General features: G+C 57.2%; 7 protein-coding genes and 1 pseudogene. 7 read left to right on the top strand and 1 reads right to left on the bottom strand.

The genetic code is table 11. The annotated features are described in order from the left end of the window. From G403_RS25890 to G403_RS0116085, 5 genes and pseudogenes are all read left to right on the top strand, one after another. Positions 1-143: pseudogene (locus tag G403_RS25890) on the top strand (transposase); the annotation flags it as partial. A gap of 114 nt (positions 144-257) precedes the next feature. Then, the gene (locus tag G403_RS23630) at positions 258-1,193 is read left to right on the top strand and encodes a TRAP transporter substrate-binding protein (protein WP_084404074.1); all 936 of its coding nucleotides are present in this window, start codon (positions 258-260) and stop codon (positions 1,191-1,193) included. 56 nt (positions 1,194-1,249) lie between these two features. Beyond that, the gene (locus G403_RS23635) at positions 1,250-1,774 is read left to right on the top strand and encodes a TRAP transporter small permease (RefSeq protein ID WP_036234191.1); all 525 of its coding nucleotides are present in this window, start codon (positions 1,250-1,252) and stop codon (positions 1,772-1,774) included. Continuing rightward, positions 1,771-3,042, top strand: coding sequence for a TRAP transporter large permease (locus G403_RS0116080; RefSeq protein WP_027854898.1), 1,272 nt, complete (start codon positions 1,771-1,773; stop codon positions 3,040-3,042). Before G403_RS23635 ends, G403_RS0116080 begins: the two co-directional genes overlap by 4 nt. A gap of 332 nt (positions 3,043-3,374) precedes the next feature. Continuing rightward, entirely contained in the window at positions 3,375-9,731 is a 6,357-nt protein-coding gene (locus G403_RS0116085; RefSeq protein WP_027854899.1) for an AAA family ATPase, read from the top strand. Positions 9,732-9,899: 168 nt separating this feature from the next. Here the strand turns inward: G403_RS0116085 and G403_RS0116090 are convergent, their stop codons facing one another. Then, entirely contained in the window at positions 9,900-10,811 is a 912-nt protein-coding gene (locus G403_RS0116090; protein ID WP_027854900.1) for a LysR family transcriptional regulator, read from the bottom strand. A gap of 107 nt (positions 10,812-10,918) precedes the next feature. On the opposite strand from G403_RS0116090, the gene mdlC reads away from it, so the two are divergent. Then, positions 10,919-12,508 carry a benzoylformate decarboxylase gene (gene mdlC, locus G403_RS0116095; RefSeq protein WP_027854901.1) on the top strand — a complete coding sequence of 530 codons (1,590 nt, stop codon included), beginning with the start codon at positions 10,919-10,921 and terminating at the stop codon, positions 12,506-12,508. A gap of 44 nt (positions 12,509-12,552) precedes the next feature. Further along, positions 12,553-13,572: a TRAP transporter substrate-binding protein gene (locus G403_RS0116100; protein ID WP_027854902.1), complete on the top strand. Its 1,020-nt coding sequence runs from the start codon at positions 12,553-12,555 to the stop codon at positions 13,570-13,572. Positions 13,573-13,584: the final 12 nt, after the last annotated feature.

The following is a 13,584-nucleotide window of genomic DNA, read 5'->3' on the forward strand; positions in this document are numbered from 1 at the left end:
TTTCCTGATCCTCGATAACCACCCGGTTCATCATGCTCGTCGGGTTCGAGACTATGTTGAGAGTCTCGACGGCAAGCTCAGGTTGTTCTTCCTGCCGCCGTACTCGCCGGAGCTGAATCCTGACGAGTCTGTTTGGGGCTATATCAAATACCATCACGTCGGTAAAAAGATCATTAACAGCAAAGAACAACTTCGGAGCACTGTTTACCGGCAGCTTCGACGTTTGCAAAAATTGCCACGACTATTGAAATCGTTTTTTGGCCATCCGGATTTGGCTTATATCTCCGGGTAATGTTCGCTTACTTTATTTCGAATTAGTAACCCCGCCCAGCCACATCTGGCACAAGGTTGCAGAGCGTTTTGACGCTAATCTTCAGGCGGCCACCGGTGGTGATGATTCGATGATGATCTTCCCGCTCGGCAAACTGGGTGGACCGGATCAGATGATGGATCTGCTCCAGTCCGGCGGCCTGCAACTGGCCATCCTCACCGCCAGCTCCGTGGCCAACCGCTACGAACCGATGAACGCCTGGTTCCTGCCATACACCTTTAACAACGTGACGGAAGCGGCCAAAGCCAGCCAGTCGCCGGAAGCACAGCAGATGCTGAAGGATCTGGAAGAGCACAAGATGATCGGTCTGGGCTACGCCATGGCCGGTATGCGTCACGTGCTTTCCGCCGAGCCGATGACCGACATCGACTCGTTCGAGAACAAGAAGATCCGTGCCTTCCCGAACCCGGTCTTTAATGACTGGTGGTCCGAGCTGGGTGCTGCCCCCACCGCGCTGCCGTTGGCGGATGTCTCCTCCGCGCTGACCACCAATCTGTTGGACGGCGTCGATGTGGATCTGGACATCGTGGTTGGCCTGAAGATGTACCAGCAGGCACCGAACCTGACACTGACCAACCACATGGCCTTCCCGGCAGTGGTTGTCGCCTCGGAAAAATGGTGGTCAGGCCTGTCTGCCGAAAAGCAGCAGATCGTTATGGAGGCATTCAAGGAAGCCGAAGCCTGGGGCTTTGAACAGCAGGCGAAAGCGGAAGTCAGCAACCTGCAGTTGCTCAAGGATGCCGGTGTCACCGTTAACGAGATCGACCCGGTCGAGCTGCGCAAAGCGGCTGGCACAATCGTCGACAAGTACACCTCATCCAACGAAGCCATCGCTGAGTTCTACAAGGCTCAGACCGAGTAAACGTGAGGCCGGGCCCGGCCAGGACTCAAACTAGGACCGGGCCCACAGGGGTTGCCATGATCAAGTTGATTGAACGGCTGGACCGGGGAGTCGCGCGCGTTGAATTCACGCTGCTTATCGCCCTGATCGCGGCTCTTACGCTTATCCTTTCCGCTCAGGTTATCCTGAGATACCTCTTTAACAGCCCGCTGTTCTGGGCTGAGGAAGTGGCGGTTCAGATTCTGATCTCGGCCACCTTCATTGGCGTCAGCTATCTGACCTTCGCCGACTCGCTGGTACGGGTCGACTTCCTCATCGATCAGTTGCCACCCGCCTTACAGAACACGCTTGTATTCCTGCTGCGTCTGATCGGCTTGGGCGTTCTGGCGATCTTCTGCTACTACGCCACCGACTGGATTCTGCGCCCGGAGATCAAAGCCGATATCTCGCCAACCACCGGGTTGCCGCGTTGGTACAACTACTCGGTGCTTGTTGGTGCGTTCTACTGTATGACCTGGCACATGCTCGTCAAGCTGGCGCTGTTCCGCCCCTATCAGCATCAAGACGCGACCGGCGCGACTAACGTGGGAGGCGAGGCATGATTACCACACTGACTTTCTTTGTAGCCCTGCTGATCGGGCTGCCGATCTTTATCACCCTGCTGCTGGGCACCCTGGTTTTCCTCTGGCAGACCGATCTGACTATCCTGATGAGTTCGCTGCCGATCCAGCTATATGGCTCACTGAACCAGAACGGCCTGTTGGCGATTCCGCTGTTTATGCTGGTGGGCGAACTGATGAACAAGGGTGGGCTCACCCGCCGTCTGATGAACGCCGCCGAGGTGTTCGTCGGTGGCTTTCGCGGTGGGCTGGCCTACGTCAACCTGCTCACCAACGCCATGGCCGCCTCGATCCTCGGTTCTGCCACCGCGCAGATCTCAGTAATGAGCCGACTGATGGTGCCGACCATGGTCGAGAAGGGCTACAACAAGGAGTTTTCCGCTGCGGTAACCATGGCGGGCGGGCTATTGGGGCCGATCCTTCCGCCATCCATGCTGATGATTATCTACGGAGTGGTGGCGTATCAGCCGATCTCCGCGCTGTTTATCGCCGGTATCCTGCCGGGCCTGGTCATCATCGCCGGTTTTGCCCTGGTGATCTTCCTGACCGGCCTGACCCAGGGGCTGCCCAAGGGGGAAACGCATCATCGCGAAACCCTTAAAAAAGACCTGATCGGTGGCCTGCTGCCGGGCGCGATCCCCGGTGTAGTCATCGTCTGCATCATCACCGGCGTGATGACACCGACCGAAGCAGGTGCCATCGCCTCCATCCTGTCGTTCCTGCTGGGCAAATTCGTCTACAAGGCGATTGCGCTACGCGATCTGCCGCAGATGTTCGGCTCCGTGGCGATCAACACCGCCACCATCACCGGACTGATCGGTATCGCCTCGGTATTCGGCTGGGCGCTCTCGTTCGAGGGTGTGCCGGACATGATGGTTGAGTACATCACAGGGCTCACCGATTCTCCGGTAATGTTCCTGATGCTGGTCTATCTGCTGGTGATCCTGCTGGGCATGTTTCTGGAGAGTATCAGCGTGATGATCGTCATCGTACCGATCATCCTGCCGGCGGCGATCTCCTACGGCATCGACCCGATCCATTTCGGGGTGATTATCAGCCTGGCGACCCTGGTGGGCCTGGTGACACCACCGGTGGGCCCCGGTCTCTATATCGCGATGACCGCAGCTAATCTACCGATGGGCAGACTGTTCAAGGCGATGCTGCCATTCCTGGCTACGATGCTGCTGAGTATGTTAATCATCGCGCTAATCCCGGCGATATCGCTCTGGTTACCCGGTTTCATGGCGTGATGGTTTAAAACCTTGGTGCGATGAACATGTTGAGACCTGGTGCGACTTTTATGATCACACCAGATCCCTTTTTCACCCTGGGACCAACCGGCGAAACCGGGGGCCGGTCGCTAAAGTATTGCGGTCTATCGAGGACTGGGGGCGATTCAGTTGGTGATCTCATCGTCCCTTCTATATATTGCCAGTATGAGTGCTCATCCATCGCTAACCGCCATCGCAGAAAGGCCTCGGCCCGGACTGTCACATGTATTCCGCACGCCTCGACCAGTGGCGGAGCTGACGATTCAGTCATGTGTGAATGAGCACCCTCTGTTCGCAGGCGATGTCAGTCAATGAACACACCGCAAGGCTACGAGGTTGCTCGCCACCTGCACCGCCGCAAGGGCGTACTGATCAGTCGCGCCGTGCGGGTGCAAGACAACCATCAGGTCATACTCAAGCAACTCGATCCCTCCCAGTGCGGTCGCGAGGATCCGGGGCGACTGCAGCACGAATACGAGCTGCTCAAGTCACTCAAGATTACCGGTATTCTGCGCCCACTTGAGCTGATATCGACCAATAATACCTTAGTGGGCGTCTTCGAAGACTCGGGGGCGATTCCGTTACGTCAGTTCATCTCCGAGCAGCAGATGGAGTGGCACCATTGGATTCCCGTCGCTATACGTCTGAGTGAACTGATTGGCCGTCTCCACGAGGCTCGGGTCATACATAAACAGATCAGCCCGGATCATGTACTGCTGCATCCGACCACCCTGCAACCGGTACTGATCGGGTTCGACTACTGCACGCGCTTGAGCCGGGAGCAGCCCAACTGGCATGCCCAGGCGCTGCACACTTCGGCCCTTGCCTACATCGCGCCGGAGCAAACCGGACGGATCAACCGTACCATCGACTACCGCACCGACTACTACAGTTTAGGTGCGACGCTGTATGAACTGATGACGGGTCGCCCACCCTTCATCGGCGGTCAGGATATAGAGCTGGTCCATAATCAGATTGCGCGTCCGCCCGAACCGCCCAGCCGCATCAATCCGAGCCTGCCGGAGATGGTCTCTCGCATCATTCTGAAGCTGCTCGCCAAGGATGCGGCCCAACGCTATCAATCCACCGTGGGTTTGATCCACGATCTGCGCCGCTGTCAGAAAGAGTTTAATCAGCACAGTCGCATCTCGACCTTCGAACTGGCCGAACAGGATATTGCCGCCCAGTTCCAGATACCCCAGCGGCTCTATGGACGCGAGGCTGTGTTGCAACAGCTGCGGGGGCTGATGGACCGGGCCGTGCAGGGCAAACAAACGCTGGTGCTGATCAGCGGCTATGCCGGTATCGGCAAATCCAGCCTGGTGCACGAGCTGCGGCAGTATGTGAACGAACTCGGCGGCCACTTCAGCAGCGGAAAGTTCGATCAATACCGGCGCAACCGCCCCTACTTCGCCATTGTTCAGGCACTGCAATCACTGGTCAGACAGCTGCTCACCGAGCCGGAAGAGTCGATCCAGCAGCTGCGTATCGAACTCAATACCAGCATGCGTGGCCAAGGTCAGATGCTGCTAAAGCTGATACCGGAGCTTGAGCTCATCATCGGCCCCCAACCGAGCCTTCCTGCCGCCACCCCGGCCGAGGAGCAGCGCCGGTTTTCACGTCTGTTTATCCGCGTGCTCGATGTGCTGGCCACACCCGAGCGACCGATGCTGCTGTTTCTCGATGATCTGCACTGGGCCGACCAGGCCTCACTGCAGCTGATCGAGACGCTGGTAGAGAGCGGCGAGAGCGCTCACCTCTTACTGATGGGCAGCTTTCGGGATCAGGAGCTGGAGCCTGCACCCCAAAAGACACTGGACCGGCTACGCGCGCTGCAAAAAACAGTGATAGAACTGCAACTGGGGCCGCTGGACCTGCAACAGGTATCCCAGCTGCTGGCCGACACCCTGCGTCGTGACGTTTACTCCTGCCAGAGTCTGGCCCGCATCTGCATGCGTAAAACCCAGGGCAACCCCTTCTTCCTCAGCCAGTTTCTCTATGCGCTGCATGAGGAGGGGCTGATAAGCTTCCGAGAGCAACGCTGGCAGTGGGATGAAAACGCCATTGAAGCCCGGGAGATGACCGACAACGTGGTAGCGCTGATGGTCAGCAAGATCCAGCGACTCCCCAAGGCCACGCAGCGTACGTTGCCCCTGGCCGCCAGCATCGGCGGAAGTTTTAACCTGCGCACGCTTTCCGTGGTCAGCAAGCTGCTACCCTCAGAGGCAGTGGACGCGCTCTGGCCGGCGATGACCGAGGGCTTGATCGTCCCACTGGACGATCAGTACCGCGTGTTCGAAAAGACGGATCAGATCAACACACGTTACCGTTTTATCCATGATCGCGTTCAGCAGGCTGCCTATTCACTGATACCGGAGCAGGCTCGCGAATCCCTGCATCTGGAGGTAGGACGTCAGCTCTGGCGGAGCCTGAGTGCCGATGAAATCGACAACCGTATCTTTGAAATAACCAACCACCTGAATCTTGCATCGGCGCTGATTGAGGATCCACAAGAACACGTCGAGCTTGCCCAACTCAACCTGCGCGCCGGCACCCGGGCACGAGAATCCGCCGCGTTTGACGTGGCTATGGACTATCTCAAGCGCGGTTTGGGATTGCTGCCGGAACAGAGCTGGCAACACCACTACTCGTTAACCCTGGCCCTGCACTCTCTGGCCGCGGAAGTGGCTAACATTCGTGGCGAGCAGGCGCTGATGGACAACCTGATTCTCGCCGTGGAGCAGCACGCCCAGAATCTGCTCGACCATGTGCGTGTGCATGAGGTCAGAATTCAGTCACAAGTAGCCAATAACCAGTTCAGAGAAGCGCTGAGTACCGCGCTGACATTGCTACATCAGCTGGGCGTAGAACTGCCCGAACATCCAACGCCGTTTCAGAACACCTGGATCGCTAACCGGGTCAAATGGCTGCTTAAGCGCACGCCACCGGAGCGCGTCCCTGATCTGAAGTCGATGAAAGAGCCGACATTGCTGGCAGCCATGCCCCTGTTAACCGGCATGTTCGGCATCGTTAAGTTTTCCAGCTCCGGACTGCGCCCCATGCTGATGGCCAAGCAGGTGGAGCTGACACTGACGTACGGTTTATCAAACGCTTCCGCCCTGGCCTTCGCTGGTTATGGCGGTGTGCTTTGCGGCAAGATGAACGATATAGATCAAGGCTATCGGCTCGGACTGCTGGCTCTGGAACTCGACAAGCGAATGCCTGACACCGCTAAGCACCACCGCACCATGTCGTTGTTCAACAGCTATATCCGCCACTATCGGGAACCGCTGGCGGTCTGCCGTGACTCGCTACTTGATGCTCACCAGCAGGCGCTGGATTGCGGCGACATGGAGTGGGGTGCATACGCACTCGCCGCGTACATACAGTACGCGTTCCCGCTGTGCCAGAATCTGGATCAGCTGCAACCGAAACTTGAAAAAGATACCCGGCTGCTTCGCCAATACGGTCAGAAGCAGTCGCTGCAATACTCGCTGTTCATTCTCCAAACCATGGAAAACATGCGCGGCCAGAACAACGACCCGACCCGGCTCGACGGCCGTTTTTACCGCGAGGATCGTGATCTTGCGGAACTCACGCGCGAGAACCACCGTACCGCTATCTGTCTGCACCATTTCTACAAGGCGTTGCTCAGTTTCATCTTTGGTGACATGGAAGCGGCCTATCATCACAGTGAAATCAGCCTTGAGCTGCGTGACTCCATATCGGGGACCTTTACCGTCCTCTGGATCATGATGATCAACGCCTTGAGCATTATCCAGCTACTGCCAAACACCAGCATTCTGACGCAACCGACTCGGCTGAAAACCGTCCGCAAAGCCCAGCGTTACATCCGCAAACTGGCCCGTTTCGCGCCGGATAACCGCTTGCACCACTATGAGCTGCTCAGCGCTGAGCTGCTTCGCAGCAAGCGGCGTTACACCAGCGCCATGAACTTATACGAGAAAGCGATTGAGCACGCCCACAGGCAAGGGCTAAAACTCGATCAGGCAATGGCCTGCGAGCTGGCCGGCCGCTTTTATCAGCAGTGGCAAAAGCCGGGGATTGCGCGCACCTACCTGCTGGATGCCTACCGGCTCTACGCTGAACTCGGCGCCCAGGCCAAGCTGCAACAGATGCAGACGCAGTACGATATCGACCTGCCCTCCCCCCACCCGATGGCGGTGGAGTCACGCGCCTCAAGCACGGAGCAGCGCCGCGCGCTGGACAACCAGACTCTGGATATCAGCTCGGTGATCAACGCCTCGCAGGCAATCTCCGACGAGATCGTACTGGAAAAGCTGCTGAGTCGGCTGATGCGACTGGCGATTCAGAACGCCGGTGCGCAAAGGGCGATACTGGTGATGTACCGTCGGCAGCAGTTGTTCATCGAGGCGGAGACCCGCATCGACGAGGCACCGGCCCTGTTTACCGCCATACCACTCACCGACGGTGCGGATATGCTGCCTCTCAGTATCATCAACTTTGTAGCGCGCACCAAAGATCCTGTGGTCCTGGGTAATGCGGTTGAGCATCAGATGTTCCAGTCAGATGGCTATATCCGCCAGCAACAGCCCCGTTCACTGCTTACCCTGCCGATTCTCTACCACAGCGAACTGACCGGTATTCTCTATCTTGAGCACCGCGAAAGCCGGGATGTTTTCAGCCGCGAACGCCTGAAAACCTTGCAGATACTATCGGCACAGGCGGCGATTTCCATCGAAAACGCCAAACTTTACAAAAGCCTCGAACAATCGGAACGCGAATACCGTTCTCTGTTTGAAAATGCGAGCGAGGGGATCTTCCGCATCGCACCCGACGGTCGCCTGATCTCCGCGAACCCGGCCCTTATATCGCTGCTGGGCTACGACGCTTGCGAGCAGTTTCTGCACGAGGCCACCGATCTGATTATGGACTGCTTCATCGATCCCGAGCAGGGACGACAGTTCCTCGCCACCCTGCAAGCCGGGCAGCGCGTCAAAGATCTGGAGACCCGCTGGCGGCGGCAGGATGGCGGCGAGCTGCATGTATCCATATCGGCACACCGCATTGCTGACGAGCATGATGCTATTCGCTACTACGAAGGCTCCCTTACCGATATCGGCGAACGGAAGGCTAAAGAGCTGGCGGAACTCGCTCGCCAGAAAGCAGAAGCGGCGAGCGAAGCCAAGAGCCAGTTCCTGGCCACCATGAGCCACGAAATACGGACCCCGATGAACGGCATTCTTGGTATGGCGCAACTGCTCAAGCGTTCAACAATGAACCCTTCACAACGTGATCAGGTCGAGTCCATCTACCAGTCGGGCCAGTCCCTGCTGACCATTCTTAACGATGTGTTGGACTTCACCAAAATCGAAGCGGGTCAGATGACCTTCGAGGCGGAGAATTTCGAGCTACCCCAGTTGCTGAAAAGGCTCAAGACCCTGCTCACGCCCATGGCGCGGGAGAAAAAGATCGACCTGATCCTGAGGCTCGACCCCAAGCTGCCCCAAACGGTTCAGGGCGATGCGAGGGCATTGAACCAGGTTCTGATGAACTTGTGCACCAACGCCCTGAAGTTCACCGACGCAGGTTATGTGGTGCTCAAAGCTCGTCCCTTAGCGCATGAGGACGCCGGCCACCTGATCCGTTTTGAAGTCGAAGACAGCGGCATCGGGATCCCACCCGAAGCCCACGAACGTATTTTCCAGCACTTTAGTCAGGCCGACAGTTCGATCACCCGACGTTACGGCGGCACAGGACTTGGCCTTTCCATCTGCCGCAAACTGGTCGAAAAACAGCAGGGCCGGATCGGGTTCAACAGCCAGGCAGGTAGCGGCTCACTGTTCTGGGTTGAACTGCCCTATCAGGCCGCCGATCAGACCACCGCACCTGAGCCGCCGACGGAGTCCGTCACGCCCAGCGAGCCAAAGCAGACCCTCAGCATATTGCTGGTGGAAGACACACCCATCAATCAGGAGGTGACCGCCAGCCTGCTGCGCGCAGAAGGCCACCATGTCAGCATCGCGGATGATGGGTACACGGCGCTGTCGATGCACAACGACAACGATTACGATCTGGTACTGATGGATATCCATCTGCCCGATATGGATGGACTGGAAACCACCCGCCGCCTGCGTGCCCACCGTGACGCTGACAAGGCCAAGGTAACGGTCGTGGCATTAACAGCAGCCGTTACCCGCCCGGAGATAAGACGCTGCAAAGACGCGGGTATTGAAACGGTGCTAAGCAAACCCCTGCAGTTCGAGGAGCTTGAACAGGTGGTACGCGCCGTCGGCCGGCTAGAGTGCCTGCCACCTCCATCGGTCCACTCCTCCGCCGATACGGAAGGAACACTCGATATCGTTTTGCTCAATCAGCACCGGCGAATGCTCGGCGAAAAACGCATGCTGGAGCTGCTCGATACGATGGGTAAACAGTGCGAATCACTGCTGCGTGAGCTGGAGCAGGCAGATACTCCCCAGCGGGCTTCTGTGCTGCACAAGCTTGCCGGCGCCAGCGCCAACTTCGGATTGCAGCAGATGGCCGAAAGGTGCCGAAAACTGGAAACAGAGGCCAACGTAACGACTGAACAACTGGCCTCACTCAAGACGCTATGGGCCGATACCCTTCAAGCACTGTCCGCCTTCAAAACGACACCCTGTGCGCAGACGGAAGCGCGAGACTAACGCTCAGCAATAAGTGACTCGACCCGGATGCAGGGCGGAGGCTATGAAATCGGCTTGGCCGAGAATGTGAAGTGCAAGTCCCCAATCAAGTGTGGTGTGGCGATACCACATACATCTGGGCGCCGAATCGCTGGCACTATCAGGCGATTGTGATCGAGAAGAACATCATTAGCTTGTTACCGAGTCAGGCTGGTCGAGCGCCGCGATAATGCATTCTCTAAACCAACGCTGAGAGTGTGAGCGTTCATTGCGTGCCAACCAGTAGAGAGCGACCTCAACCCCCGGTACCTCAAACGGAAGTGGGAAAATCTTGAGCGGCGCCATTGTCGAAAACGCCTGGGCTATCTTGCCCGGCACGATCGCCAGCAGGTCTGTCTCGCGCAAAACTGACGGCAGGATCGAGAAATGTTGCAGCACCAGACTCACCTTTCGCCGCACACCCAGCTCCGCCATAACCTCTTCAGCTAATCCATGACCCAGAGAGCGGCTGACAACCGCATGCTTGTACTCCAGGAACTGTTCCATTGTCAGCTCGTCTCCCTGAGGCGCTATCTGCGCATTCATCACACAGACGTAGCGCTCCTCAAGAATCACCCGCCGCTCAACGTCAGAGCCCGCTATCGGCCTGCTGCAGATCACGGCGTCTACCTTTCCGGTCACCATCCATTCGTACGCTTTATCGATTTCCAGGGGAACGATTTCCAGCTCCACATTGGGGGCTTGGTGTTGCAACTCTCTGAAGATATGGGGCAACAACGTCATCTCGCCTAAATCGGTCATCGCGACGGTAAAACGCTTCTCCGAGATCAACGCCTCAAAACCCCGGGCGCTCTCGATGGTGCTCTCTATCTGGGTAAGAGACTGACGCAGTACGTGATAAAGCTGGGTGGCGACGGCCGTGGGCTGCATTCCTTCCCTGGTCCTCACGAACAGGCGGTCATTCAATAGATCCCGCAATCTCGATAGGGCGTAACTCACCGAAGGCTGGGTGACAAAGAGTTGCTCGGCAGCGAGAGTCACGCTTCGTGACTCATACAGCACCACGAATGTACGGACCAAGTTTAGATCGATACTGGACAAAAATAGATACCCTCTATTTTTAAAAGAAAAACTATCAATTTGATCAATTAAAACAGGCGCAATAAGGTGTGTTCAAGCATTAATCGATCTAATAAGAGACACCTTTTATGGCGACCGTACATTCAACGACCTACGAGCTGTTGCGCAATCAAGGAATCACCAAGGTTTTCGGTAATCCCGGCTCCAACGAACTGCCTTTTCTCAAAGGCTTTCCCGAAGACTTCGAGTACATCCTCGGATTGCACGAAGGGGTTGTCATGGGCATCGCCGACGGTTACGCCCTCGCAGGCTCCAGACCGGCTTTCGTCAACCTCCATGCCGCTGCCGGCACCGGCAATGCGATGGGCGCGCTGACAAACTCCTGGTACTCACACTCCCCCCTGGTTATTACCGCCGGTCAACAGGCGCGCTCGCTGGTGGGCGTCGAAGCGATGCTGTCCAATGTCGATGCCACTCAGCTGCCGCGCCCACTGGTTAAGTGGAGTTATGAACCCACTTGGCCCGGCGATGTACCGCGGGCTCTGAGTCAGGCCATTCACATGGCAACTCAACCAGCCCCCGGGCCGGTTTACGTTTCCATCCCACATGACGACTGGGAGCAGGAGATCGACGATGATGCGCTATTACTCGCCGAGCGTCAGGTAGCCACCGCCGGACTTCCCTCCACAACCCAGCTTGGTGATCTGGCAGAACGTCTTACCACTGCACGCAACCCGGTCCTGGTGCTCGGTCCCGACGTCGATGCTTATCAGGCCAATGCGAAGGCTGTCGAACTGGCGGAGAAGCTGGCAGCACCCGTATGGGTAGCCCCCTCTGCTCCGCGCTGCCCCTTCCCGACACGACACCCCTGCTTCCGTGGCGTTCTGCCAGCGGCCGTTGCCGGAATATCGGCAAGGCTTGAAGGGCACGACCTGATCGTTGTGATCGGAGCGCCGGTATTTCGCTATCACCAGCACGCCCCGGGTCACTACCTGCCCAAAGGTGCCAAGCTCATTCACCTCACCTGCGACCTTCAGGAAGCATCTCGCGCGCCGATGGGAGACGCCCTGATCGGCGACATCGGTGAGATGCTCAATCTGCTATTACAGAACATCCAGCAGAGTGATCGAGCGATGCCCGAACCGCTCCCCCTCCCGGCTCCCCATGCAGACGCTGATGAGGGGCCACTGGCACCGGAGGCGGTTTTTGACGAGCTCAATGCTCTGGCACCCGAGGATGCGATCTATGTGAAGGAATCCACTTCCACCGTCACCGCCTTCTGGCAGCGGGTCGAGATGAAACATCAGGGTAGCTACTACTTTCCTGCCGCCGGCGGCCTTGGGTTCGGTCTGCCGGCAGCCGTCGGCGCTCAACTTGCTCAGCCTAATCGCCAGGTGATCGGCATCATCGGCGACGGCTCTGCCAACTACTCCATCACCGCGCTGTGGACAGCCGTGCAATATCAGATCCCGGTGATCTTCATCATTCTGAAAAACGGCACCTACGGCGCATTGCGCTGGTTCTCACGCATTCTGGATGCAGAGGATTCTCCCGGCCTGGATGTACCCGGTCTGGATTTCTGCGCCATTGCCAAGGGATACGGTGTCGATGCCGTCACTGTGAATACGCGAGAAGAGTTCAGATCCGAGTTCAACAAGGCGCTTAAAGCGCAGGGACCGGTACTTCTTGAAGTGCCCACCACCACCATTGAACCCTGAGTGTTCATTAGAAAAACAAAACAAAAATAAAGCGGGAGAAAAGTATGAACAACACACTCAAATCAGGCATCCTGGCTGCGTCGATAGCTCTAATTGCAAGCCAGGCCTCGGCCGAAACCACGCTGCGCCTGTCGCACATCTGGCCAGCCACCTCGGCGGTGCACACGGATATTTTCGACGTGTGGGCAAAGAGTGTCGAGGAAGCGTCCAACGGGGAACTGAAAGTAAATATCTACCCCTCACAAACGCTGGTTAAAGCAGCCAAAGCGTATGATGGGGCCGTCAGCGGCTTGACCGATATCAGCGCTGTCGTACAAGGCTATTCCGCAGGTCGCTTTCCGCTGTCCGAGATTGCACAGTTACCGGGCGTAACCGAGTCAGCTACACAGGGTAGCTGCATTCTGCAGTCGCTGTACGATTCTGGAATGATTGCGGAGGAGTACGCCGACAGCCATGTACTGTTCATGTACTCGACCGGTCCGGCCTATATCCATACCCGTGAGAAAGAGGTCAAGAAACCCTCTGATCTTGCCGGCTTGAGAATGCGTCGCCCCAATGCCGTGGCCGGTGAGATGCTCGCTCAGATGGGCGCATCACCGGTGGGCATTCCGGCACCTGACATTTACCAGGCGATGGAGCGTGGCGTTGTCGACGGTCTTAGCTTCCCGGCAGAAGCCATGAAAGTATTCCGCATCAATGAATTGACCAAATACCACGTTCAGATCCCCTACTCGAGCAGTATCTTTGTCGCGACCATGAACAAACAGCGCTATGACAGCCTGTCGCCTGAGATGCAGGCAGTTATTGATGACCACAGCGGCATGGAGTGGGCGAAGGTAGCCGGACAGGTCTTTAACAAGCTAGATATGGAGGGAATGGCGGAAGCTCGAGATCAGGGCGATATCATCCATGTGGTCAACGATCCGCTGAACGATCCTGACTGGTCGGCGCCGCTCAAGGAAGGAACGAAGAAATATCTTGACGATATCACCAAGAAAGGTGCTGAAGGAGCCAAGGACGTCTACCAACGCGCGCTTGAGCTCGGCCAGGAATGCGCATCATAACGAGAATTAAAG

The organism is Marinobacterium litorale DSM 23545 (assembly GCF_000428985.1).
In the GTDB taxonomy this organism is placed as follows: domain Bacteria; phylum Pseudomonadota; class Gammaproteobacteria; order Pseudomonadales; family Balneatricaceae; genus Marinobacterium_D; species Marinobacterium_D litorale.

Excerpts from the sequence above, each read along its gene's own strand:
- G403_RS23635 (WP_036234191.1), top strand. The coding sequence starts at position 1,250 with ATGATCAAGTTGATTGAACGGCTGGACCGGGGAGTCGCGCGCGTTGAA.
- G403_RS0116080 (WP_027854898.1), top strand. The coding sequence starts at position 1,771 with ATGATTACCACACTGACTTTCTTTGTAGCCCTGCTGATCGGGCTGCCG.
- G403_RS0116085 (WP_027854899.1), top strand. The coding sequence starts at position 3,375 with ATGAACACACCGCAAGGCTACGAGGTTGCTCGCCACCTGCACCGCCGC.
- mdlC (WP_027854901.1), top strand. The coding sequence starts at position 10,919 with ATGGCGACCGTACATTCAACGACCTACGAGCTGTTGCGCAATCAAGGA.
- G403_RS0116100 (WP_027854902.1), top strand. The coding sequence starts at position 12,553 with ATGAACAACACACTCAAATCAGGCATCCTGGCTGCGTCGATAGCTCTA.